This window comes from Janibacter indicus (assembly GCF_900176385.1).
In the GTDB taxonomy this organism is placed as follows: Bacteria; Actinomycetota; Actinomycetes; order Actinomycetales; family Dermatophilaceae; genus Janibacter; species Janibacter indicus.
Genome location: NZ_FWXN01000007.1, coordinates 13,975 through 37,435, shown reverse-complemented (window position 1 = coordinate 37,435; position 23,461 = coordinate 13,975). Strand labels below are relative to the sequence as shown.

Sequence of the window (23,461 nt, the reverse complement as noted above, 5' to 3'; positions counted from 1 at the left end):
ATGAGTCGGCCGGACGGCTGCGTCACCGCCTCGGCGGTGTCGAGGAAAGTCCGGGCTCCACAGGGCAGGGTGGTGGCCAACAGCCACCCGGGGTGACCCGCGGGACAGTGCCACAGAAAGCAGACCGCCACGACGACCTCGGTCGTCGCGGTAAGGGTGAAACGGTGGTGCAAGAGACCACCAGCGATCCGGGTGACCGGATCGGCTCGGTAAACCCCACCCGGAGCAAGTCCAGACAGTGTGCGTCCGAGGGCGGCCCGCCCGAGCACACGGGTAGGACGCTGGAGGTCGTCGGCAACGGCGACCCGAGATGGATGGCCGTCACCCCGGTCCGGGCAACCGGCCCGGGGGACAGAACCCGGCTTACAGGCCGACTCATCCCCCTCCCTTCGCGCCACGTGCCGAAGGGGGTCACTCGCGCGTCGTGTGCCGCACCCATCCGATGAAGGCACCGATCGCCAGGACCACCGCCCCGGCGAGGACCGACTCCCACGGCAGCAGCGCAGCCACGAGGAGGCAGCCGATGAACCCGACCGCCGCGACCGCACGCCCGAGCCAGCCGTCGTCGAGGGTCCATGCGCTGGCATTGGCGATGGCGTAGTAGACGAGTACGCAGAAGCTCGAGAAGCCGATCACCCCGCGCAGGTCGACGAGCACGATCATCACGATGACGAAGCCGGCGACGACGATCTCGGCGCGGCGGGGGACCCGGTGCGGCCCCTCGAGCCGCGCGAGCACCGGTGGCAGGTGCCGGTCGCGCGCCATGGCCAGGACGGTCCGGGAGACGCCCAGTGTCAGGGCGAGCAGCGCGCCGCTGGCCGCGAGCACGGCCGCGATGCGCAGCATGGGGCCCAGCCAGGGCCAGGCGGAGATCTCGGCCGCCTCGGCGAGCGGCGCCTCGCGCGCGGCGACCCACCCGGCACCCAGGGTGCGTCCCAGGGCCACGGTGATGAGCACGTAGAGGCCCAGCACGACGCCCAGGCAGATCGCGACGGCGCGCGGGATGGCGCGCCGCGGCTCGACGACCTCCTCGCCGAGGGTCGCGACCCGGGCGTAGCCGGCGAAGGCGAAGAACATGAAGCCCGCGGCCTGCGCGACGCCCCACCAATCGCCGGACCCCGGCGGGGTCGGCGGGGGAGCGTCGACGGTGACCGGTGGGCTCATCAGGAGCACGACGACGAAGGTGAGCACCACGACGAGCACGGCGAGCGTGATCGCCCGCGCGACCCGTGCCGGTCGCTCGATGCCCTGGAGGTTGAGGGCGAGCACGACCAGCACGACGAGGATCGCCACGGCCTTGGACCAGCCGGGGAGCACGTGGACACCGATCGTCAGTGCCATGGCCGCGCACGAGGCGATCTTGCCGCTGATGAAGGCCCACCCGGCCAGGTGCCCCCAGGGCATGCCCAGCCGCTCACGCCCGTAGACGTAGGCACCGCCTGCCCTGGGATATCGGGTCGCCAGCCGTGCGGTCGAGGTGGCGTTGACGACGGCGAGCGCCCCGGCGAGGACGACGGCGAGCAGCAGCAGCGAGCCGGCCCGGGCCGCCGCCGGGGCGAAGACGACGAAGACCCCGGCCCCGAGCATCGAGGCAAGCCCGATCCCGACGGCGTCGGTCAGGCCGAGCCGACGTGAGAGGGCCGGATGGCCCGCTCCCCGCGAGGTCGTCATGGCCCCAGCCTGCCGCATGCGACGGGTCGGGCCGGGCCCGACACCACGAGCCGAGACCGGATCGTGGTCAGGAGCCCTTGGCCGCGAGATGGGCGGCACCGATGATGCCGGCCTTGTTCTTCAGCTTCGCCGCGACGATCGGCGTCCGCAGGTCGAGCAGGGGCAGGAAGGTGTCGGCCTGCTTGCTGACCCCGCCGCCGACGACGAAGAGGTCGGGCCACAGCAGCGCCTCGAGGCGCGAGTAGTAGGTCTGCAGGCGCTCCACCCACTCCTGCGTCGACAGGCCCTCGCGCTCACGCACGGACTCCGCGGCGCGGGTCTCGGCGTCGTGCCCGTCGATCTCGATGTGCCCGAGCTCGGTGTTGGGCACGAGGTGCCCGTCGACGAGGACGGCGGTGCCGATGCCGGTCCCGAGGGTGGTGAGGACGACGGTGCCCTTGGCTCCCTTCGCCGCTCCGTGGTGCCGCTCGGCGACCCCTGCGGCGTCGGCGTCGTTGACGAGGTGGACCTCACGCCCGAGACGGTCGCTGAAGAGCTCGTCGGCGTCGATCCCGATCCACGCCTTGTCGATGTTGGCCGCGGTCTGGACCACGCCGTGCATGACGACGGCCGGGATCGTGATGCCCAGCGGCAGGTCCTTCTTCACCGAGAAGTGGTCGACGATCTGCGCCACGACGTCGCACACGGCCTCTGGGGTCGACTCCTCGGGGGTGGCGATCCGCAGCCGATCGTCGGTGAAGCTGCCCTTGTCGAGGTCGACCGGGGCACCTTTGATGCCGCTGCCGCCGATGTCGATGCCCAGGGCGTGGGGCTTCTTGCTCATCGCTACCTACCTTCAGGGGAGGGTGAGGATCTCGTTGCCGTCGTCGGTGATGAGGATCGTGTGCTCGAACTGCGCGGACCGTCGACCGTCTGCGGTCACGACGGTCCACCCGTCGTCCCACATCTGCCAGTCGGGCGTGCCGAGGTTGAGCATTGGCTCGATCGTGAAGGTCATGCCCGGCTCGATGACCGCGTCGTGACCGGGGGCGGCGTCGAAGTGGGGCACGACGAGCCCGGAGTGGAAGCTCGTCCCGATGCCGTGGCCGGTGTAGTCGCGCACCACGCCGTAGCCGAAGCGAGCGGCGTAGCGCTCGATGACCCGACCGATGATGTTGATCTGCCGCCCGGGCAGCGCCGCCTTGATGCCACGCATCATCGCCTCGTGCGTGCGCTCGACGAGCAGGCGCGACTCCTCGTCGACCTCGCCGGCGCAGAAGGTCGCATTGGTGTCGCCGTGCACACCACCGACGAAGGCGGTGATGTCGATGTTGACGATGTCGCCCTCCTCGATCGCCCGCGAGTCGGGGATGCCGTGGCAGACGACCTCGTTGACCGAGGTGCACAGCGACTTGGGGAAGCCGCGGTAGCCCAGGGTCGAGGGGTAGGCGCTGTGGTCGAGCAGGAACTCGTGGCCGATCCGGTCGACTTCGTCGGTCGTCACGCCGGGAGCCACGGCCGCACCGGCCGCGGCGAGCGCCTGCGCGGCGATCCGCGAGGCGTGCCGCATCCGCTCGATCGTCGCGGCGTCCTTGATCTCGCTGCCGTCGAAGGGGGTCGGCGCCGGCCGGTCGACGTACTCGGGCCGCGCGATGGCGGCAGGGACGGCGCGGCGGGGGGAGACCTCACCGGGTGTCACGGTTGCGGCAGCGGCAGGCATGCGGTGAAGTCTAGGCAACGAGGGCGTGACCGATGCGCCCCGGTCCGCGGGTCACCGCGAGGAAGGACGGCACGACGATGGCGTACTGGTTCAACATCGAGACCCAGCAGGTCGAGACCGACGACAACCGCTCCCAGGGCGAGGACGTCATGGGCCCCTACGAGACCGAGGCCGAGGCCGCCGCCGCGCTCGCCACCGCGCGCGCCAAGACAGAAGCCTGGGACGAGGAGGACCGCAAGGAGCGCGAGTGGCAGACCGGCGACGCCGGGGCCTGACGGTCAGCGCGGCCGGTGCACGGTCAGGGCATAGGAGCCGTCACCGGGCCAGCGCTGCGCCTCCCACGTCGCGTAGCGCGTGACGAGGGACAGGTCGGCGGCGAAGGCCGCCCGCTCGTAGTCCTCGGGCGAAACCGCGGCGGCCCCGTCGGGCTGGTGGCCCGGCAGGGACCACCCGGCGACGAGCAGCCCGTCACCCGTGAGGTGTGCCCGCAGTCGGCGCAGGACCTCGACGAGCGTGCCGTCGGCGAGGAAGGGCACGACATTGCCCGCGAGGAGCACGACGTCGAAGGCCTGCGTCGTGAGGGACAGCGTGGCCAGGTCGGCGTGGACGAAGCGGGTCACGTCGTCGCGCTCGCGGGCCACCTCGATCATCGCCGCGTCGGCGTCGACCCCGACGACGTCGTGGCCGAGCCGGGTCAGCTCGGTCGCGACCCGCCCGGTGCCGCACCCGGCGTCGAGGACGCGCACCGGTGCCTCGTGCAGGCCGTGGACGAAGCGCGCCTCGCCGTCGAGGTCGGCACCGCCGCTCGCCAGCTCGTCGAAGCGTCGCTGGTAGGCGTGCGCGGCGTCGATGCCGCCGGACACCTCCGACCACCGCGTGCGGATCTCGGGCAGGTCGTCGGGGGCCATCGTCAGCTCTCGAAGGAGTGCTCGGACGCCGGGAAGGTGCCGGCCGCGACGTCCGCGGCATAGGCGCGCGCCGCGTCCTCGAGGACGGTGCCGACGTCGGCGTAGCGCTTGACGAAGCGGGGAGCCTTGCCCGTGCGCAGCCCGGCCATGTCCTGCCACACGAGGACCTGCGCGTCGCAGTCGGGGCCGGCGCCGATGCCGATGGTCGGGATGCTCAGCTCGCGCGTCACCTCGGCCGCGGCCGGCGCGGGCACCATCTCCAGGACGACCGCGAAGGCGCCGGCGTCCTGGACCGCCCGGGCGTCCTCGAGCAGCTTGCCCGCGGCCTCGCCGCGCCCCTGGACGCGGTAGCCGCCAAGAGTGTGCTCGCTCTGCGGAGTGAAGCCGATGTGCGCCATGACGGGGATGCCCCCCTGGGTCATCCGCTCGATCGTCGGCGCCATCTCTGCGCCGCCCTCGAGCTTGACGGCGTGCGCCAGACCCTCCTTCATCAGGCGGGCCGCCGAGAGGTAGCCCTGCTCGGGGGAGGCCTGGTAGGTGCCGAAGGGGAGGTCGGCCACGACGAGGGCGCTCGCCGCGGCACCGGCGACGGCGCGGGTCAGCGGGATCATCTCGTCGAGCGTCACGGGCACGGTCGTCTCGTGGCCGTAGACGTTGTTGCCGGCCGAGTCGCCGACGAGCAGCACCGGGATGCCCGCGCGGTCGAAGACCTGTGCGGCGTACATGTCGTAGGCGGTGAGCATGGCCCAGCGCTCGCCACGATCGGTCATCGCCTGCAGGTGGGGGATGCGCACCCGCTTGGGCGCCGAAGGGGGAGGGGTGCTCCCGGATCCGTAGGGGGCGGTCGTCTCGCTCATGGGGCCACCCTAGGCCTGACCGCACGATGCGCCGGAGGATAGAGGGAAAACCCGCAGGGTCGCCGGGTCAAGAGTAAGGATTCCTTCAGAAACTCCTGTGGTGACTCCCGGAGGCCGGCAAATCTTGGTTGAGTGCGCTCACCCCCTGTGGTTCGAGCCACAACATCTTTTTGGAGGACCCGTGAAGAGACGCCACACCCATGTCGTGTCCGGCCTCGCGGCTTCCGCCCTCGTCCTGACCCTCGCGCCGATGGCCGCGAGTGCAGGGACGAGTGCCGCGGTGGCACCCGAGGACAAGGCCGCTTCGTCGGCCCGGCACGACGACCTGCCCAACCCCCTGGGTGACGCCCAGCGCGAGCTGCGCGAGGACGCCGTCGACAAGCTGATGCGCGGCGAGGCCCGCGTGGTCACCAAGAACGGCACGCAGGTCATCGAGATCACCAGCGATGACGCCGCCGAGACCCACGCCAAGGCCAAGGGCCACCAGGACAACACGACCGCCGCCAAGGGCAAGGGCAAGGGCAAGCGCACCAAGTACGTCCAGTACGACGTCGACCGGGAGGCGAGCGTCTTCACGATCCTCACCGACTTCGGTGACCAGACCAAGCCCGCCCAGGGCGGCGAGGCCGGTCCGGTCCACAACGAGATCCCCGAGCCGGACCGGTCGGTCAACAACTCGACCATCTGGGACGAGGACTTCAGCCGCGACCACTACACCGAGCTGATGTTCGGGTCCGACGCCGAGACCAAGGGCAAGGGCAAGGGCAAGGGCAAGGGCAAGAAGAAGGAGCAGGAGTCCTTCCGCGACTTCTACCTCAAGCAGTCGCAGGGCCGCTTCCTCACCAAGGGCGACGTGAGCGACTGGGTGACGGTGCCCTTCAACGAGGCCCGCTACGGCCACAACCCCGTCGAGGGTGACGGCACCACCGAGGCCGAGGGCTACTGGAACTACGTCAAGGACACCGCCACGGCCTGGTACGAGGACCAGAAGGCCCAGGGCACGTCCGACGCGGAGATCAAGGAGTACCTCGCGCAGTTCGACGTCTGGGACCGCTACGACTTCGACGGTGACGGCGACTTCAACGAGCCCGACGGCTACATCGACCACTTCCAGGCGATCCACGCCGGTGAGGGCGAGGAGGCCGGCGGCGGCGCGCAGGGCGAGGACGCCATCTGGAGCCACCGCTGGTACGCCTTCTCCAACAACATCGGCAAGGACGGCCCGGAGCAGAACAAGCTCGGCGGTGTCCCGCTCGGCGACTCCGGCATCTGGATCGGTGACTACACGACCGAGCCGGAGAACGGCGGCCTGGGTGTCTTCACCCACGAGTTCGGTCACGACCTCGGTCTGCCCGACCTCTACGACACCGCCGGCGGCGACAACGGCACCGGCTTCTGGACCCTGATGTCCGGCGGCTCGTGGCTCAACGACGGCACCGTCGACATCGGCTCCAGCCCGGGCTACATGGGTGCCTGGGAAAAGCTGCAGCTCGGCTGGCTCGACGCCGAGACGGTCAGGCCGGGTCAGGACGTCAACCTCGACCTGGGCCCCGCCGACCGTGACCACGCCAAGCTGCCCCAGGCCGCTGCGGTCCTCCTCCCCGAGGAGACGGTGACGACCGACTACAACACCCCCCACTCCGGCAGCTACGAGTGGTGGTCCGGCTCCGCCGACAACCTCAACAACACCCTGACCCGCGAGATCGACCTCACCGGGGCGACCTCGGCGTCGGTCTCGGCGCAGCTGGCCACCCAGATCGAGGCCGGCTACGACTTCCTCTACACGGAGGTCAGCGCCGACGGTGGGTCCACGTGGGAGGAGCTGTCCGCCACCGACGGCGGCGACCTGTCGTGGAACGAGGTCACGACCGACCTGAGCGCCTACGCGGGCCAGAAGGTCCAGTTCCGCTGGCGTTACCAGTCGGACGGTGGTGTCTCCGAGCCCGGGGCCTTCATCGACGACATCACCATCACGGTCGACGGGACCGCGGTCCTCACCGACGACGTGGAGTCCGGCGACAACGGCTGGACCGCAGACGGCTTCACCCGGATGTCGGGCTCCACGTCGGAGACGGTCCAGAGCTACTACCTCGCGGAGAACCGCGTGTACTCGGGCTACGACAAGAACCTCAAGACCGGTCCGTACAACTTCGGTGACCCCGAGCGCCCCGACTGGGTCGAGCGCTTCCCGTACCAGGACGGCCTGCTCGTCTGGTACATCAACAACGCCTACTCGGACAACAACACCAGCGTGCACCCCGGCTACGGCCAGGTCCTGCCCGTCGACGCCCGCCCGGCGCCGGTGAAGTTCTCCAACGGCAAGCTGCTCGGCAACCGCCGTCAGCCCTTCGACGCCACCTTCGGCACCCAGCGCACCGACGAGGTGACCTTCCACAACGCAGGCATCCCGCAGACGGTCCCCTCGACTCCGGGCATCCGCACGTTCGACGACTCCGACCCCAACCGCTACTGGTCGGCCGACAACCCGTGGAGCTCGACCAAGGTCGCCGGATCCGGCACGAAGATCACCGTCCTCAAGGAGAAGAAGGACGAGATGTCCCTCCGGATCCAGTCCGGGAAGTGATCGCACCCACCTGCTGAGCACCGCAGGCGATCGCCGGGCCCGCCTCACCCCCTTCGACCGAAGGGGGTGAGGCGGGCCTCGTCGTGCCCTGCACGATCTGTGCCGCCCGCCTAGGGCAGGATGGGCGCATGGATCGTCAGCAGGAGTTCGTCCTCCGCACCATCGAGGAGCGGGACATCCGGTTCGTCCGGTTGTGGTTCACCGATGTCCTCGGCACGCTCAAGTCGGTCGCCATCGCCCCCGCCGAGCTCGAGGGCGCCTTCAGCGAGGGCATCGGCTTCGACGGGTCGGCCATCGAGGGCTTCACCCGGGTCTACGAGGCCGACATGCTCGCGCGTCCCGATCCCTCGACCTTCCAGGTGCTGCCGTGGCGCGGTGAGCACCCGGGCACCGCGCGCATGTTCTGCGACATCCAGCTGCCCGACGGCAGCCCCGCCCTGGCCGATGCGCGCTACGTCCTGCGCCGCACGCTGGGCAAGGCCGCCGACATGGGCTTCAGCTTCTACACCCACCCCGAGATCGAGTTCTTCCTGCTCCAGCAGGGCACGCCGCGGGGCGAGCGGCCCGAGCCGGTCGACGACGGCGGCTACTTCGACCACGTGCCGAAGGGGGAGGCCCACGACTTCCGTCGTGCCGCCATCACCATGCTCGAGTCGGTCGGCATCTCCGTGGAGTTCAGCCACCACGAGGGCGCCCCGGGGCAGAACGAGATCGACCTGCGCTACGCCGACGCGCTGTCGATGGCGGACAACATCATGACCTTCCGCACAGTGATCAAGGAGGTGGCGCTCGAGCAGGGTGTCTACGCGACCTTCATGCCCAAGGTCTTCGCCGAGCACCCCGGCAGCGGGATGCACACCCACCTCTCGCTCTTCGAGGGCGACACCAATGCCTTCTACGAGGCCGGTGCCCCCTACCGGCTGAGCAAGGTCGGCCGTCAGTTCATCGCCGGCCTGCTCCACCACGGTCGCGAGTTCACGGCCGTGACCAACCAGTGGGTCAACAGCTACAAGCGCCTGTGGGGCGGCGGCGAGGCGCCGGCGCACCTGACGTGGGGCCACAACAACCGCTCGGCGATGGTCCGGGTGCCGATGTACAAGCCCAACAAGAGCAACTCCAGCCGGGTCGAGCTGCGCAGCCTCGACGCGGCGTGCAACCCCTACCTCGCCTTCGCCGTCACCCTGGCCGCGGGGCTCAAGGGCATCGAGGAGGGCTACGAGCTCCCGGCGGAGACCGAGGACGACGTGTGGAGCCTCACCGACCGCGAGCGCAAGGCGATGGGCATCAAGCCGCTGCCCTCGAGCCTCTCCGAGGCCATCGAGGCGATGGAGGAGAGCGAGCTCGTCGCCGAGACCCTGGGCGAGCACGTCTTCGACTTCGTCCTGCGCAACAAGCGGCAGGAGTGGGCCGACTACCGCAACCAGGTCACCCCCTTCGAGCTGGAAAGTCTGCTGCCGCGACTGTGAGGACCGCGTGACACCACCTGCCCGACCCGGACCCAGCATCTCCCGACGAGGCTTCGACGACACTCGTCGGGCCGAGTCCCTGCTGGCCGACCCCGCACTCGCGCCGCTCGCCGAGGTCCGTGGCGACCTCGTCGCGGCCCTGACACGAGCCGCCGACCCCGACAGCGCGCTGCTCGGGCTCGTCCGGGTCGTCGAGGCGGCTGGCGACGAGGTCGAGGCGCTGCTCGCCGCCCTGCGGGACGACGCGGCGGCGCGGGCCCGGATCATCGGGGCGATGGGCGTCTCGACGGCGCTCGTCGACCATCTCGTCGCCCACCCCGAGCAGTGGCGTGATGCCGTCGACGCCCGGGAGATGACGCCGGAGGAGCGGACCGAAGCCCTGCTCGCCGAGATCGCTGACCCCGGCGACCTCGAGCCGCAGGACGCCCTGCGGGTCGGCTACCGGCGCCAGCTGCTCGGCATCGCCGCCCGCGACACGACGGCCGAGGACCCCGTGGAGTTCCTGCCCCAGGTCGGGCGCGCCCTGGCCGACCTCGCCGGCTCGGCGCTCGAGGGCGCGGTCCGGATCGCGATCGACGAGCTGGGTGACGAGGGGCAGACCTGCCGCTTCGCCGTCATCGGCATGGGCAAGGCCGGCGGTCGCGAGCTCAACTACGTCTCCGACGTCGACGTCATCTTCGTCGCGGAGCCGGTCGAGGGCGCCGACGAGGCCGCCGCGCTCGACGTCGCCACGCGGGTGGCGACCCGGATGATGCACGCGTGCTCCGACGCGACCGCCCACGGCAGCCTGTGGCCGGTCGACCCGGCGCTGCGGCCGGAGGGCAAGCAGGGCCCTCTTGTGCGCACCGTGGCCAGCCACCGTGCCTACTACGAGCGCTGGGCCAAGACGTGGGAGTTCCAGGCCCTGCTCAAAGCGCGTCACCTGGCCGGCGACGCCACGCTGGGGGCGGAGTACCTCGCCGCGGTGCAGCCGATGGTCTGGGAGGCGGCCTCCCGGGAGGACTTCGTCGACGACGTGCAGGCGATGCGCCGTCGCGTCGAGGAGCACATCCCCGCCGCCGAGGCCTCCCGCCAGCTCAAGCTCGGTCCCGGTGGTCTGCGCGACGTGGAGTTCTCCGTCCAGCTGCTCCAGCTGGTCCACGGCCGCACCGACGAGAGCCTGCACTCGGGCACCACGCTCGACGCCCTCGCCGCGCTGTCGGCCGGTGGCTACGTGGGGCGAGCGGACACCGCCGTGCTCGCCGACGCCTACAAGGTCCTGCGCACCCTCGAGCACCGCATCCAGCTCCACCGGCTGCGGCGCACCCACCTCATGCCGACCGCCGAGGCCGACCTGCGGCGGCTCGGACGGGCCCTGCACCTGTGGGACCAGCCCGACAAGCAGGTCGTCCAGCTGCGCACCGAGCACTCCCGCGAGGTGCGGCGTCTCCACCAGCGGCTCTTCTACCGCCCCCTGCTGTCGGCGGTCGCCAAGCTCAGCCCCGACGAGGCGCGGCTGACCCCCGACGCGGCCCGCGCGCGGCTGAGCGCGCTCGGCTACCGCGACCCGGCCGGTGCCCTGCGCCACCTCGAGGTCCTCACCGACGGGGTCAACCGCACGGCGGCCATCCAGCGGCAGCTGCTGCCCGTCATGCTCGAGTGGTTCGCCGAGATGGCCGACCCCGACGCCGGTCTGCTCGCCTTCCTCAAGGTGAGCGAGGAGCTCGGCACGACCCACTGGTACCTGCGCCTGCTGCGTGACGAGGGCGAGGCCGCCCAGATCCTCGCCCACACCCTGGGGGCGAGTCGATTTGCCGGGGACCTGCTGCTGGCCAGCCCCGAGGCGGTGCAGATGCTCGGCGACCCCGACGGACTGCGCCCGCGCGAGCGGGAGGAGATCCTCAAGCGGATGCGGGCTGCCGCGAGCCGTCGGGACGAGGCCGATGCGGCCGTCGCGTCCATCCGCGCGATCCGGCGGGCCGAGATCTTCCGCGTCGCGGTCGCCGACCTGCAGGGGCGGATCAACCTCGAGCAGGTGGGCGACGCGCTCACCGACATCAGCGAGGCGGTCATCCAGGCCTCCCTCGAGGTTGTCGTGCGCGCGGTCGAGGCCGATCGAGGGGCGCCGGTCGGCACCGACCTGCTCATCGTCGGCATGGGGCGCCTCGGTGGCAGCGAGATGGGCTACTCCTCCGATGCCGACGTCCTCTACGTGCACGAGCCCCACGAGGGCACGGACGACCAGGCAGCCCAGGAGGCCGCACTCGCCGTCGTCGGTGAGCTGCGACGCCTGCTCGGCGCCCCGGGGTCCGACCCGCCGCTCGGTCTCGACGCCGACCTGCGGCCCGAGGGCAAGAGCGGGCCGATGGTGCGCTCGCTGGCGTCCTACGCGACCTACTACGAGCGCTGGTCCGAGACCTGGGAGGCCCAGGCCCTGCTGCGCGCTCGTCCGGTGGCGGGCGACCCCGGGCTGGGGGAGCGCTTCACCGCCCTCATCGACCCCATCCGCTGGCCCGCCGAGGGGCTCGACGCGACCCAGGTGCGCGAGGTGCGCCGACTCAAGGCGCGCATGGAGGCCGAGCGGCTGCCGCGCGGCGCGGACCGCAAGGCGCACTTCAAGCTCGGCATGGGCGGTCTCTCCGACGTCGAGTGGACCGTCCAGCTGCTCCAGCTGCAGCACGCGCACGACCACGAGGAGCTGCGCACGACCCGGACCCTGCCGGCGCTCGGGGCGGCCGTCGAGGTCGGGCTCGTCGGGGGCGAGGACGCCGTGGTCCTGCGCGAGGCCTGGTCGATGGCCTCGCTGCTGCGCAATGCCGGCATGCTCTTCCGCGGGCGACCCGTCGACTCGGTGCCGTCCAACCTGCGCGAGGCCGACGGCGTCGGGCGCATCGTCGGCATGGCGCCGCAGTCGGGGCTGGCCCTCGCCGAGTCCTACCGCCGCACCGCACGCCACGCCCGCCAGGTGGTCGACCGGATCTTCTACGGCGGGGTCTGACCCCGACGCATGAGACGCCGGTCAGGAGCCGGCGCGGACATACCTAGACTTGGGGCATGCTCGCGACGATCGACCTGCGCTCACAGCCCCTCGGCGCCCGGCAGCTGCGTGCCGTCCTGCCGCGGGCCGAGTACGACGTCGAGGCCGCCCTGGACGCGGTCCGGCCGATCAGCGACGACGTCCATGACCGTGGGGCCGCAGCCCTCTACGACCTCGCCGAGCGCTTCGACGGGGTGCGGCCGTCCTCCCTTCGCGTCCCGCAGGAGGTCCTCGAGGCCGCCGTCGACACCCTCGACCCGGCCGTGCGCACGGCCCTCGAGGTGGCCATCGAGCGCACCCGGGCGGTGCACGCCGACCAGCGGCGCACCGACACCACGACCGACCTCGGTGGCGGCGGCACCGTCACCGAGCGATGGGTCCCCGTCGAGCGCGTCGGCCTCTACGTCCCCGGCGGCCGGGCGGTCTACCCGTCGTCCGTCGTGATGAACGTCGTGCCCGCGCAGATCGCCGGGGTCGGCTCGCTCGCCGTCGCCAGCCCGCCGCAGAAGGAGAACGTCGGCGTCTTCGCCGGCTACCCGCACCCGACGATCCTCGCCGCCTGCGCCCTGCTCGGCGTCGACGAGGTGTGGGCCATGGGCGGCGCCCAGGCGGTGGCGGGATTCGCCCACGGCTTCGAGGACGAGGCCTCGGGGGAGCGCGGCGAGTGCCTCCCGGTGAGCCTCGTGACCGGCCCGGGCAACATCTACGTGGCCGCCGCCAAGCGCCTGCTCAAGGGGATCGTCGGCATCGACGCCGAGGCCGGCCCCACCGAGATCGCGGTCCTCGCCGACGCCACCGCCGACCCGGAGCACGTCGCGGCCGACCTCATCAGCCAGGCCGAGCACGACCCCATGGCCGGGTCGGTCCTCGTCACCGACTCCACCGAGCTCGCCGACGCCGTCGCCGGCGCGGTCGAGCGACGGGCCGCCGCGACGAAGCACAGCGAGCGCGTCGCCGAGGCCCTCTCCGGCCGGCAGTCGGCGATCGTGCTCGTCGACGACCTCGACGCCGGCCTGCGGGTCGTCGACGCCTACGCCGCCGAGCACCTCGAGGTCATCACCGCCGACGCGCCCGCGGTCGCCGCCCGGGTGCGCAGCGCCGGGGCGATCTTCGTCGGGGCGCACTCGCCGGTGAGCCTCGGCGACTATGTCGCGGGGTCCAACCACGTGCTCCCCACGGGCGGCAGCGCCGCCCACAGCAGCGGGCTGTCGGTCCAGTCCTTCCTGCGCGGGATCCACGTCGTCGAGTACTCCGAGCAGGCGCTGGCCGAGGTCGCCCCGCACGTCCTCGCGCTGTCCGAGGCCGAGGACCTGCCGGCCCACGGCGAGGCCATCAGCGCGCGCACCGGGGAGGCCCTGCGATGAGCGAGATCGAGCAGCTGCTGCGCCCCGCCCTGCGCGGACGCACTCCCTACGGCGCCCCGCAGCTCGACGTCGACGTCCAGCTCAACACCAACGAGTCCTCCTACCCGGTGCCGCCCGAGGTCGTCGCGGCCATCGTCGCCGAGCTCGAGGAGCAGCTCGGGGGGCTCAACCGCTACCCGGACCGGGAGTTCACCGACCTGCGCACGGCGCTCGTCGCCTATCTCGAGGACCGCAGCGGGGTCTCCCTTCGTCCCGAGCAGGTGTGGGCCGGCAACGGCAGCAACGAAGTCCTCTCGCACCTCGTCCAGGCCTTCGGCGGACCGGACCGCACGGCGCTCGGCTTCACGCCTGCCTACTCGATGCACCCGATCATCAGCGAGACGCTCGGCACGACGTGGGTCGACGGCCAGCGCGACCGTGACTCCTTCGACCTGACCGTCGAGTCCGCCGTCGAGCAGGCCCGGCGGGTCGACCCGCACCTGGTCTTCCTCTGCTCGCCCAACAACCCGACGGGCACGGCGCTGCCCTTCGACGTCATCGAGGCGATGCTCGAGGCGGCTCCGCGGGCGGTCGTCGTCGTCGACGAGGCCTACGCCGAGTTCGCCCGGCCCGGCACGCCGAGCGCACTGTCGCTGCTGGCCGCCCACCCGCGCCTGGTCGTCACCCGGACCATGAGCAAGGCCTTCGCCCTCGCCGGTGGCCGCCTGGGGTATCTCGCGGCCGACCCGCAGGTCGTCGATGCGCTGCGGCTGGTCCGCCTGCCCTACCACCTGTCGGCCCCCACGCAGACGATCGCCCGCGTCTCGCTCGAGCACGCCGACCGGCTGCTCGAGACCGTCGACGCGATCAAGGAGCAGCGCGACCGGCTCGTCGCCGAGCTGACCGCGATGGGCCTGCGGCCCGTGCCGAGCGATGCCAACTTCGTCCTCTTCGGCGGGCTCGCCGACGCGCCGGCGACGTGGCAGGCTCTGCTCGACCGGGGGGTCCTCGTCCGTGACGTCGGTATCCCGCACCACCTGCGGGTCACCGCCGGCACCCCCGAGGAGACCGGTCGCTTCCTCGCGGCGATGACCGAGCTCGTCACCACCCACGCATCGAGCCAGGAGGCCTCGTGAGCACACCGTCCCGCACCGCCACCGTCACCCGGGGCACGTCGGAGAGCCGCGTCGAGGTGAGCGTCGACCTCGACGGCACCGGCAAGGGTGACGTCTCCACGGGCGTGCGCTTCTACGACCACATGCTGCTCTCGCTCGCCAAGCACAGCCTCATCGACCTCACGGTCCGGGCCGACGGCGACGTCGACGTCGACGCCCACCACACGGTCGAGGACGTCGCGATCGTCCTCGGGCAGGCCGTGCGCGAGGCGCTCGGCGACAAGTCGGGCATCAGCCGCTTCGGTGACGCGACGGTCCCGCTCGACGAGGCCCTCGTCCATGCGGTCGTCGACGTCGCCGGTCGCCCCTACGTCGTGCACTCGGGTGAGCCGGCCGGCCAGGAGTACGTCATCATCGGCGGCAACTTCGTCGGGTCCCTCACGCGACACGTCCTCGAGTCCTTCGCCTACAACGCCGGCATCGCCCTGCACGTGCGCGTGCTCGCCGGCCGCGACCCGCACCACATCGTGGAGGCGCAGTTCAAGGCGCTGGCACGGGCCCTGCGCGCAGCCGTCCAGCCCGACCCGCGCGTCGTCGGCATCCCCAGCGCCAAGGGCGCCCTGTAGAGGATGCGATGACCCAGCAGGGCAGGGGAGTGGTGCTCCTCGCCGCCTCGTCCGCGAGCGCGGTGGAGTGGGTACGTCGTGGTGTCGTGCCGTGCCACGTGCTCGAGCACAGCGCGTGGTCGATCGTCGTGCCGGCGACGCGGGCGAGCGTCACCGCGGCCCCCTACGACGACGCCCTCACGCTTCTCGCCTCGCGGCACGTGGGCCCTCGGCTGACCCCCGCGATCGGCCTGTTCGCCATGGACGACACGGCTGTGGTCACCGCCCGGGCCGGCCGCAGCCCTGCCCGGTGGGCCCTGCGTGCGGCCGACCGTGAGATCGTGCGCGGTCCCCGGTTGCCCGCGCTCACCCCCGAGGACCTGCACCGCACCCTCGCCGGCAATCCCGGCGCGCGGGAGGTGCCGATCCGTGAGGTCCGTGCCCTCTGGGGCCGGACCGACCTGACCCACCTGGAGTGGCTCGTCGAGGTCGTCACGGTGCTCGGGCTCCCCGGTGGGCGGGCACTCGACGGCAGCGACGGGGCCCTGGGGCCGGTCATCTCGCCCGACGAGAGCGCCGTGCGCGCCTTCGAGTCCGTCGTCAAGGATGTGCACCAATGAGCACCAGCCCGCACGTCGTCGTCCTCGACCACGGTTCCGGCAACGTCCACTCCGCCGTCCGGGCGCTCGCCCACGTCGGAGCCCGCGTCGAGCTGACCGCCGACCGCGAGGCGGTGCTCGCCGCTGACGGGCTGCTCGTGCCCGGGGTGGGCAACTTCCACGCCTGCATGGCCGGTCTGCGCGCGGTCGACGGCCCGTCGCTCGTCGACACCCGCCTCGCCGGTGGTCGTCCCGTGCTCGGGGTCTGCGTCGGCATGCAGGTGATGTTCGACGGGTCCGACGAGCCGAGCGGTGCCCAACCACCGCAGCAGGGTCTGCAGCAGTGGCCCGGGACCGTCGCCCGTCTCGCCGCACCCGTCGTGCCGCACATGGGCTGGTCGACCCTCGAGGCGCCCACCGGCACACGGCTCTTCGCCGGTGTCGAGGACGAGCGCTTCTACTTCGTGCACTCCTACGGGGTGCCCACCTGGGACCTGCCCCGACCCGATGGCGCGCTCTCGGCTGCAGCGCCCCTCGTCACGTGGAGTGAGCACGGGTCCCCCTTCGTCGCCGCCGTCGAGAACGGCCCCTTGTCCGCCACGCAGTTCCACCCCGAAAAATCCGGGGACGCCGGGCTGCACCTCCTGAAGAACTGGGTGATGTCACTGTGACCACGACCGAGAGCCCCCGCCTGGAGCTCCTGCCCGCCGTCGACGTGCGCGAAGGGCGGGCCGTGCAGCTGCAGCAGGGCGTGGCCGGGTCGGGGTGGGACTTCGGCGACCCGCTGCAGGCCGCCCGGGCCTGGCAGGAGCAGGGCGCCGAGTGGATCCACCTGGTCGACCTCGACGCCGCCTTCGGCACCGGGAGCAACCGCGACCTGCTCGCGGGCATCGTCGGCGGTCTCGACATCAAGGTCGAGCTGAGCGGCGGGATCCGCGACGAGGAGTCGCTGACCGCAGCCCTCGACTCCGGCTGCGCGCGGGTCAACCTCGGCACGGCCGCACTCGAGAACCCGGAGTGGACCGCGCAGGCCATCGCCGAGCACGGCGACCGCATCGCCGTCGGTCTCGACGTGCGGGGCACCACGCTCGCCGCCCGTGGGTGGACCCAGGAGGGTGGTGACCTCTGGGAGACGCTGGCCCGACTCGACCGCGAGGGGTGCGCGCGCTACGTCGTCACCGACGTCGCCAAGGACGGCATGCTCGCCGGTCCCAACCTCCAGCTCCTGAAGGACGTGTGCGCCGCGACCGACGCCGCGGTCGTCGCCAGCGGTGGCGTGACGACCCGCGACGACGTCATCGCCCTGCGCGGGCTCGTCGCCGAGGGCGTCGAGGGGGCGATCATCGGCTCCGCGCTCTACAAGGGCACGGTCACCCTGGCCGAGGCACTCGACGCTGCGGGGCGGCCGTGACCACCGGCGACTCCGCCGGCATCCCTTGGCAGGGCCGCGAGCTGCCGACTGGCGGCTTCGGCGGGGACACGGGCGAGGCCGACCCGGCCCTGCTGCGGGCCCTGACGACCGGGGGCGAGGCCGAGGTCGTCGACCGGCTGGCGGGCGCCCGGCTGCTCGTGCCGGTCAAGGCCGTCGCCGGCGAGACCGCCGAGGGCGAGCACGGGGTCGTGGCCGACAAGGAGGCCGACATGGCGGTCGTGCTGCTCGAGCACCCCGACGGGCGCACGGCGCTCCCGGTCTTCTCCTCCATGGCCGATCTCGCGGCCTTCGACGGGTCCGTGCGGCCGGTGCCCGTCGAGGCCGCCCGGGCTGCCCAGGCTGCCGTGAGCGAGCAGGCCGACCTCATGGTGCTCGACTGCGCCAGCGAGCACGCCTTCGAGGTGCGGGCCTCCATGGTCTGGGCCCTGGCCCAGCAGCGGGCCTGGCTGCCCGCGCACGAGGACCCCTTCGTCGCCGAGTCGGTGGCGCGGGTCGTCTCCACCCGTGAGGAGATCACCGAGCACGCCCTGGGGGCCGGCGTCCCCGACGGCCAGGGGATCCTGCAGATCACGCTCACCCTCGTGCCGGGGCTCGGCGAGGAGCAGGTGCGCTCGCTCGTCACCGGTGTGGCCGAGCAGCTGGCCACCGACGGTGAGCTGCGCGCGCGGGTCGACGGGCTGTCCTTCGCGGTCGTCTGAGTCGGCGGCGATTTCGACTCTGCGGGATCCGCTGGTAGCGTTGGCCACGACCGGTCACCGTCCTTGTGGCGGTGACGCAAGAGGAGCCTCGCTTCCACCCGCGTCGACCACAGGTTCGCATGGACCGCTGGGTTGCCGGGTCACAGGTCTCGACGCGGTCCCGACCGCGGGAGTGGCACCGTCGCTCCCTTCGTCCGGGTGTGGTGTCGTGCTCTGGTGAGGCTCCTCGCGATCGGCGAGGAGCCTTTCTTCGTCGGTGGCGGGAGTGACACACCGAGCTAAGGAGCAGCACATCAGCGAGCCTCGCATCAATGACCGTATCCGCGTCCCGGAGGTGCGGTTGGTCGGCCCCAACGGGGAGCAGGTCGGCATCGTCCGCGTGGAGGACGCCCTTCGTCTCGCCGCAGAGGCGGACCTCGACCTCGTCGAGGTCGCTCCGATGGCCAAGCCCCCCGTCGCCAAGCTCATGGACTTCGGCAAGTACAAGTACGAAGCCGCCATGAAGGCGCGTGAAGCGCGCAAGAACCAGGTCAACACGGTCATCAAGGAGATCAAGCTCCGACCGAAGATCGACAGCCACGACTACGGCACGAAGAAGGGCCACGTCGAGCGCTTCCTGGGTGCCGGCGACAAGGTCAAGGTGACGATCATGTTCCGTGGCCGCGAGCAGTCCCGCCCCGAGCTGGGCTTCCGACTGCTGCAGCGTCTCGCGGAGGACGTCGTGGAGCTCGGCACCGTCGAGTCGGCCCCCAAGCAGGACGGCCGCAACATGGTCATGGTGCTCGCCCCGACGAGGAAGAAGTCCGAGGCCCGCGCCGAGGCGCGACGCAAGAAGGACGAGCAGAAGGCGGCCACCGCGGCCGCTGCCGCCCCGGCGGAGTCGGCCGAGACGACCGAGGCCGAGACCACCGAGGCCGAGACCACCGAGGCCCCGGCCGAGTCCTGAGCCGGCCCCAGACCAGCACAGCAACGAGAAGGAGATCGGCGCCATGCCGAAGAACAAGACGCACTCCGGTGCGAAGAAGCGCTTCCGGGTCACCGGCTCGGGCAAGATCATGCGCGAGCGCGCCAACCACGTCCACAAGTTCCACGAGAAGACCCCGCAGCACGCGCGTCGTCTCGCCAACGACGTCCTGGTTTCCAAGGCCGACGAGAAGAAGATCAAGAAGCTGCTCGGTCGCTGACCTGAGCCTCTTGTCCCCACACATCTAAGGAGTCATCACGTGGCACGCGTGAAGCGGGCGGTCAACGCCCACAAGAAGCGCCGGGTCGTCCTCGAGCGCGCCAGCGGCTACCGGGGCCAGCGGTCCCGCCTGTACCGCAAGGCCAAGGAGCAGGTCACCCACAGCGCGGTCTACAGCTACCGTGACCGTCGCGCCAAGAAGGGCGACTTCCGTCGCCTGTGGATCCAGCGCATCAACGCCGGCGCCCGCGCCAACGGCATGACCTACAACCGCTTCATCCAGGGCCTGCGCGCCGCGGAGATCGAGGTCGACCGTCGCATGCTCGCCGAGCTCGCCGTCAACGACGAGGCCGCCTTCGCCGCGCTCGTCGAGATCGCCAAGGCCAACGTGCCGGCGACCACCGACGCCAAGGTCGAGGCCTGAGCGACCACACCGGACGCCGGGAGCGCCCACCACTGACCAACCCCGCCTCGGAGCGGGTGCGGTCGGTGCGCGGGCTCTCCCGGCGTTCTGCGCGTCGACGCACCGGCCGTGTCCTCGTCGAGGGACCCCAGGGGGTGCGTGAGGCGGTGCGCTTCACGCCGGAGAGGGTCGTCGACCTCTACGCGACGGCCGAGGCCGCCGAGCGCTACGCCGAGTTCGTCGAGCCGGCCCGTGAGCGCGGGATCTTCGTCCACGAGGTCACCGACGAGGTCCTCGCCGCGATGTGCGATGCCGACACCCCGCAGGGGACGGTCGCCGTCGTCGACTGGTCACCCAGTTCGCTGGATGGCGTCCTCGCCGGCGACCCGCGGCTGCTCGTCCTGCTCACCCATGTCCGCGACCCCGGCAACCTCGGCACGGTGATCCGTGCTGCCGATGCGGCCGGGGCCGACGCCGTGCTCGTCAGCGACGCCTCCGTGGACGTCACCTCGCCCAAGGTGGTGCGCTCCACGGCCGGCTCGCTCTTCCACCTGCCGGTGGTCACCGGTCTGGCGATCGAACCGACCCTGGCGACCCTCGGGGAGGGCGGGGTGCGGCGTCTGGCCGCCGACGGCGGGGGAGCGGGGACGATCGACGACACCGAACTCGCCGGCCCCCACGTGTGGGTCATGGGCAACGAGGCCTGGGGTCTGGAGGAGGCGACCCTCGCCGCCTGCGACGAGGCCGTGCGGGTGCCGATCCACGGGCACGCCGAGTCGCTCAACCTCGCGATGGCGACGACGATCTGCCTCTATGCCTCGGCGCGCCAGCAGCGAGCCTGACACGACGAAGGGCGCCGCCCCCGGTGCGGGGAGCGGCGCCCTTCGTCGTGGTGGGACCGGTCAGGCGTCCGCGCCGGCGCGGGCGTGGGTCTCCTGGCCGCGCAGGATCTCGCCCGGGTCGCTCGGCGCCTCGTCGGCCGCCTGCTTGCCCGCGGCGATGCGCTGGCCGATCTCGGCGTCGATGTTCTTCCAGTACTGCAGGGCCTGACCGAGGACCGGCTCCTGCACCCCGGCGAGCGCCCCGACGACGGTCCCGACGAGCCGGTCGCGCTGGGCGTCGTCGAAGACCTCGCGCACGAGGGTGCCGGCCTGCCCGAAGTCGTCGTCCTCGGCGTGCAGCTCGTATGCCGAGCGGACGATCTCGCCGTCGGCCTCCCACCCGTCGTCGACCGGGCCCTGGGTGTCGGCGTGGGGCCGACCGAAGCTGTTGGGCTGGTAGACGGGGGCGGCACCGGAGTGCTCGTAGCGCATCGGGCCGTCGAAGGAGAAGTGGTTCTCCGCGGCGACCGCCGGCCGGTTGACCGGCAGCTGGTGGAAGTTCGGCCCGATCCGGGCGCGGTGGGCGTCGGCGTAGGCGAAGACCCGGCCGAGCAGCATCTTGTCCGGGGAGAAGCCGATGCCCGGCACGGTGTTGCTCGGGGCGAAGGCCGCCTGGTCGATCTGCGCGAAGAAGTTGACCGGGTTCTCGTCGAGGGTCATCGTGCCGACCTCGATGAGCGGGTAGTCCTCGTGAGACCAGGTCTTCGTCAGGTCGAAGGGGTTGAAGCGGTAGGTCTTGGCCTCCTCGTAGGGCATGACCTGCACCGACAGCTTCCACTGGGGGTGCTCGCCGCGGGCGATGGCGTCGAAGAGGTCACGCCGGTGGAACTCCGCGTCCTCGCCGGCCAGGCGACCGGCCGCGTCGTTGGTCAGGCCCTCGACGCCCTGCTGGGTGTGGAAGTGGTACTTGACCCAGAACTTCTCGCCCGAGGCGTTGACCCACATGTAGGTGTGGCTGCCGTAGCCGTTCATGTGCCGCCACGAGCGGGGCAGACCGCGGTCGCCCATGAGGTAGGTGACCTGGTGCGCCGACTCGGGGTTGTTGGTCCAGAAGTCCCACTGCATCGTGTTGTCGCGCAGGCCGGAGTCGGGCAGGCGCTTCTGGCTGCGGATGAAGTGGGGGAACTTCAGCGGGTCGCGCAGGAAGAAGATCGGCGTGTTGTTGCCGACGAGGTCGAAGTTGCCCTCGCTCGTGTAGAAGCGCAGCGCGAAGCCGCGCACATCGCGCCAGGTGTCGGGGGAGCCGAGCTCACCGGCGACGGTGGAAAATCGGGCGAGCATCCGCGTCGTCGTGCCCTGCTGGAAGAGCGCCGCCTTGGTGTACTGCGAGACGTCAGCGGTCGTCTCGAAGTGCCCGAAGGCACCGGAGCCCTTGGCGTGCGGCTTGCGCTCGGGGATGTTTTCCCGGTTGAAGTGGGCGAGCGTGTCGACCAGGTGGGTGTCGTGGAGCAGCAGCGGTCCGTTGCTGCCGACCGACAGGCTGTTGCGGTCGCTCACGGCGGGGGCGCCGTTGACCTGCGTCGAACGTCCCGACACGTCGAGCGTGCCGTTGGCGTCCGAGCGCGGGGCGGGGGTGGAGTGGGTGGATGACATCTGCTGCTCCTCTTTCTCTGCGGGGTGGGGAGTAGTGCGGGTCAGGGTGCGGCGGTCTGCGCGCAGTCGGAGCAGATGCCCCAGTAGATGACCTCGGCCTCGTCGATGGCGAAGCCGTGGTCGTCGGCGGCGTCGAGGCACGGGGCCTTGCCCGGGGCACACTCGACGTCGACCATCGTGCCGCAGGTGCGGCACACGAGGTGGTGGTGGTTGTCGCCGAGCTCGAGCTCGTAGCGGGCGGGGTGCCCGGCGGGCTCGAACTTGCGGACCATGCCCTGTGCGGCGAGGGCGCCGAGGATGTCGTAGACGGCCTGGGTGCTCACCGAGCCCAGCCGCTCGCGGGTGGCGCGGGTGATCGTGTCGACGTCGGCGTGGGGGTGCGCGGACAGCTCCCGCAGCACCGCCACTCGGGGGGCGGTGACGCGCAGGGAGTGCTCGCGCAGGAGGCCTGCCGCCGCGTCGGTGTCGATCATCGTGCTCATCCCCCCTAGAGTCCCACCAGAACTTGAACGAGTCAAAAAAAGGGGCGCGGCTAGGGTGCCGTGCCATGACGTGGTGGCGGACCCTGCGGCAGTGGATCAGGTGGCGGCGACGCGGACCGGGCGAGGTCGAGGCCGGTGCGGTCATCCCCTTCGTCCCCGGCGGCACGGAGGTGCCCCAGGGGCTGGCCCACGACGCGGAGCACGACGAGTGGCTCTACACCTTCTACGACGCCCGTAATCCCCGGGACGGCCTCCTCGTCATCGCCGATGCGAAGGGGGAGGCCACGGCCCGCGTCGAGCTCACCGGACTCGACCACTACGGGGGTGTGACCGTCCTCGGTGACCGGACCTACGTCAGTGGTCGGGGGCGGCTGCAGGTCCACGAGACGGCCCGGCTGCGCGAGGGCATCGCCGACCCGGTGCTCACGGTCAAGGTCCAGGCCAGCTCGACCGTCACCGCCCACGACGGCGAGCTGTGGGTCACCCGGTTCGTCGTCGACGGACCGGGGCGCACCTACCGCTACGTCCTCGACGACGAGGGACGTCCGCAGTGGAGCGGTGAGGAGCTCGTCGTCCCGCCGCGCACCCAGGGGATGGCCTTCGACGAGGATCGGGCCGTGTGGTTCTCGCGCAGCTGGGGGCGCACCGCGCCGTCGACACTCACCCGGGTGGACGCGGGGGACTTCCGCCGGGACGGGGGGTGGACACCCCTGACCGGACGCAACACCCTGCTGCCGCCCATGGCCGAGGGCTCGGTCGTCGTCGACGGGCGGCTGCACCAGCTCTACGAGTCCGGTGCCACCGCCTACTCGCGCCACCAGCGCGGACCCGAGCCGGTGATGAACCTCGTCCTCGGCCGGCTGCACCCGCGCGACCGGCTGACCGTGCACGATCTGGACTGACGAGGGCCCGTAGACTCGGGCCTC

The 23,461-nt window shown here is 71.6% G+C and carries 23 protein-coding genes and 1 other RNA gene; 17 read left to right on the top strand and 7 right to left on the bottom strand.

Annotated features, from left to right (window positions below):
* Nucleotide 1: 1 nt before the first annotated feature.
* An RNA gene (gene rnpB, locus B9B60_RS09510) (RNase P RNA component class A) lies at nt 2-382 on the top strand.
* Between the two features lie 29 nt (nt 383-411).
* On the opposite strand, the gene B9B60_RS09505 is transcribed toward rnpB, so the two are convergent.
* From B9B60_RS09505 to map, 3 genes are all read right to left on the bottom strand, one after another.
* Entirely contained in the window at nt 412-1,671 is a 1,260-nt protein-coding gene (locus tag B9B60_RS09505) for an APC family permease (protein WP_084451205.1), read from the bottom strand.
* A gap of 67 nt (nt 1,672-1,738) precedes the next feature.
* Complete coding sequence (gene ppgK, locus B9B60_RS09500) at nt 1,739-2,494, bottom strand: polyphosphate--glucose phosphotransferase (RefSeq protein ID WP_084451204.1); 756 nt, start codon at nt 2,492-2,494, stop codon at nt 1,739-1,741.
* A 12-nt stretch (nt 2,495-2,506) separates the two neighbouring features.
* On the bottom strand, nt 2,507-3,370 hold the full coding sequence (gene map, locus B9B60_RS09495) for a type I methionyl aminopeptidase (protein ID WP_084451203.1): 864 nt from the start codon (nt 3,368-3,370) through the stop codon (nt 2,507-2,509).
* Nucleotides 3,371-3,402: 32 nt separating this feature from the next.
* Here map and B9B60_RS09490 point away from each other — a divergent pair, with 32 nt between their 5' ends.
* On the top strand, nt 3,403-3,645 hold the full coding sequence (locus B9B60_RS09490; RefSeq protein ID WP_318843239.1) for a methionine aminopeptidase: 243 nt from the start codon (nt 3,403-3,405) through the stop codon (nt 3,643-3,645).
* Nucleotides 3,646-3,648: 3 nt separating this feature from the next.
* Here B9B60_RS09490 and B9B60_RS09485 read toward each other — a convergent pair whose 3' ends face one another.
* Nucleotides 3,649-4,278: a class I SAM-dependent DNA methyltransferase gene (locus B9B60_RS09485; RefSeq protein WP_084451202.1), complete on the bottom strand. Its 630-nt coding sequence runs from the start codon at nt 4,276-4,278 to the stop codon at nt 3,649-3,651.
* Nucleotides 4,279-4,280: 2 nt separating this feature from the next.
* Nucleotides 4,281-5,135: a 3-methyl-2-oxobutanoate hydroxymethyltransferase gene (gene panB, locus B9B60_RS09480; protein ID WP_084451201.1), complete on the bottom strand. Its 855-nt coding sequence runs from the start codon at nt 5,133-5,135 to the stop codon at nt 4,281-4,283.
* Nucleotides 5,136-5,385: 250 nt separating this feature from the next.
* Here panB and B9B60_RS09475 point away from each other — a divergent pair, with 250 nt between their 5' ends.
* The 14 genes from B9B60_RS09475 to B9B60_RS09410 all read left to right on the top strand — a co-directional run bounded on the left by B9B60_RS09475 (nt 5,386) and on the right by B9B60_RS09410 (nt 20,421).
* Nucleotides 5,386-7,719, top strand: a complete 2,334-nt coding sequence (locus tag B9B60_RS09475; RefSeq protein ID WP_234993824.1) for an immune inhibitor A domain-containing protein — start codon at nt 5,386-5,388, stop codon at nt 7,717-7,719.
* Between the two features lie 128 nt (nt 7,720-7,847).
* Nucleotides 7,848-9,185, top strand: a complete 1,338-nt coding sequence (locus B9B60_RS09470) for a glutamine synthetase family protein (protein ID WP_084451200.1) — start codon at nt 7,848-7,850, stop codon at nt 9,183-9,185.
* A gap of 7 nt (nt 9,186-9,192) precedes the next feature.
* Nucleotides 9,193-12,162, top strand: a complete 2,970-nt coding sequence (locus B9B60_RS09465) for a bifunctional [glutamine synthetase] adenylyltransferase/[glutamine synthetase]-adenylyl-L-tyrosine phosphorylase (RefSeq protein ID WP_084451199.1) — start codon at nt 9,193-9,195, stop codon at nt 12,160-12,162.
* 56 nt (nt 12,163-12,218) lie between these two features.
* Nucleotides 12,219-13,565 carry a histidinol dehydrogenase gene (hisD, locus tag B9B60_RS09460; protein ID WP_084451198.1) on the top strand — a complete coding sequence of 449 codons (1,347 nt, stop codon included), beginning with the start codon at nt 12,219-12,221 and terminating at the stop codon, nt 13,563-13,565.
* Nucleotides 13,562-14,680 (top strand): histidinol-phosphate transaminase, encoded by a 1,119-nt coding sequence (locus B9B60_RS09455; RefSeq protein ID WP_084451197.1) that lies wholly within the window; start codon nt 13,562-13,564, stop codon nt 14,678-14,680. The genes hisD and B9B60_RS09455 overlap by 4 nt, the downstream gene beginning before the upstream one ends.
* Nucleotides 14,677-15,285, top strand: a complete 609-nt coding sequence (hisB, locus tag B9B60_RS09450) for an imidazoleglycerol-phosphate dehydratase HisB (RefSeq protein WP_072624819.1) — start codon at nt 14,677-14,679, stop codon at nt 15,283-15,285. Before B9B60_RS09455 ends, hisB begins: the two co-directional genes overlap by 4 nt.
* 8 nt (nt 15,286-15,293) lie before the next feature.
* A complete protein-coding gene (locus B9B60_RS09445) occupies nt 15,294-15,884 on the top strand; it encodes a hypothetical protein (protein WP_143445524.1) in 591 nt (196 codons plus the stop codon).
* Nucleotides 15,881-16,534 (top strand): imidazole glycerol phosphate synthase subunit HisH, encoded by a 654-nt coding sequence (hisH, locus tag B9B60_RS09440; RefSeq protein ID WP_084451195.1) that lies wholly within the window; start codon nt 15,881-15,883, stop codon nt 16,532-16,534. The genes B9B60_RS09445 and hisH overlap by 4 nt, the downstream gene beginning before the upstream one ends.
* The gene (priA, locus tag B9B60_RS09435; protein WP_072624816.1) at nt 16,531-17,274 is read left to right on the top strand and encodes a bifunctional 1-(5-phosphoribosyl)-5-((5-phosphoribosylamino)methylideneamino)imidazole-4-carboxamide isomerase/phosphoribosylanthranilate isomerase PriA; all 744 of its coding nucleotides are present in this window, start codon (nt 16,531-16,533) and stop codon (nt 17,272-17,274) included. The genes hisH and priA overlap by 4 nt, the downstream gene beginning before the upstream one ends.
* Nucleotides 17,271-17,993: an SseB family protein gene (locus B9B60_RS09430; protein WP_084451194.1), complete on the top strand. Its 723-nt coding sequence runs from the start codon at nt 17,271-17,273 to the stop codon at nt 17,991-17,993. The genes priA and B9B60_RS09430 overlap by 4 nt, the downstream gene beginning before the upstream one ends.
* 265 nt (nt 17,994-18,258) lie before the next feature.
* Entirely contained in the window at nt 18,259-18,939 is a 681-nt protein-coding gene (gene infC, locus B9B60_RS09425) for a translation initiation factor IF-3 (RefSeq protein WP_234993823.1), read from the top strand.
* Nucleotides 18,940-18,982: 43 nt separating this feature from the next.
* Entirely contained in the window at nt 18,983-19,177 is a 195-nt protein-coding gene (rpmI, locus tag B9B60_RS09420; RefSeq protein WP_007925928.1) for a 50S ribosomal protein L35, read from the top strand.
* 39 nt (nt 19,178-19,216) lie between these two features.
* Complete coding sequence (gene rplT / locus B9B60_RS09415) at nt 19,217-19,600, top strand: 50S ribosomal protein L20 (RefSeq protein ID WP_072624813.1); 384 nt, start codon at nt 19,217-19,219, stop codon at nt 19,598-19,600.
* A gap of 56 nt (nt 19,601-19,656) precedes the next feature.
* Nucleotides 19,657-20,421, top strand: a complete 765-nt coding sequence (locus B9B60_RS09410; protein ID WP_084451193.1) for a TrmH family RNA methyltransferase — start codon at nt 19,657-19,659, stop codon at nt 20,419-20,421.
* Between the two features lie 60 nt (nt 20,422-20,481).
* On the opposite strand, the gene B9B60_RS09405 is transcribed toward B9B60_RS09410, so the two are convergent.
* Entirely contained in the window at nt 20,482-22,053 is a 1,572-nt protein-coding gene (locus B9B60_RS09405; protein WP_084451191.1) for a catalase, read from the bottom strand.
* A 41-nt stretch (nt 22,054-22,094) separates the two neighbouring features.
* Nucleotides 22,095-22,535, bottom strand: coding sequence for a Fur family transcriptional regulator (locus B9B60_RS09400; protein WP_200811204.1), 441 nt, complete (start codon nt 22,533-22,535; stop codon nt 22,095-22,097).
* Between the two features lie 65 nt (nt 22,536-22,600).
* On the opposite strand from B9B60_RS09400, the gene B9B60_RS09395 reads away from it, so the two are divergent.
* Nucleotides 22,601-23,437: a hypothetical protein gene (locus B9B60_RS09395; protein WP_084451189.1), complete on the top strand. Its 837-nt coding sequence runs from the start codon at nt 22,601-22,603 to the stop codon at nt 23,435-23,437.
* The last annotated feature ends 24 nt before the right edge of the window (nt 23,438-23,461 follow it).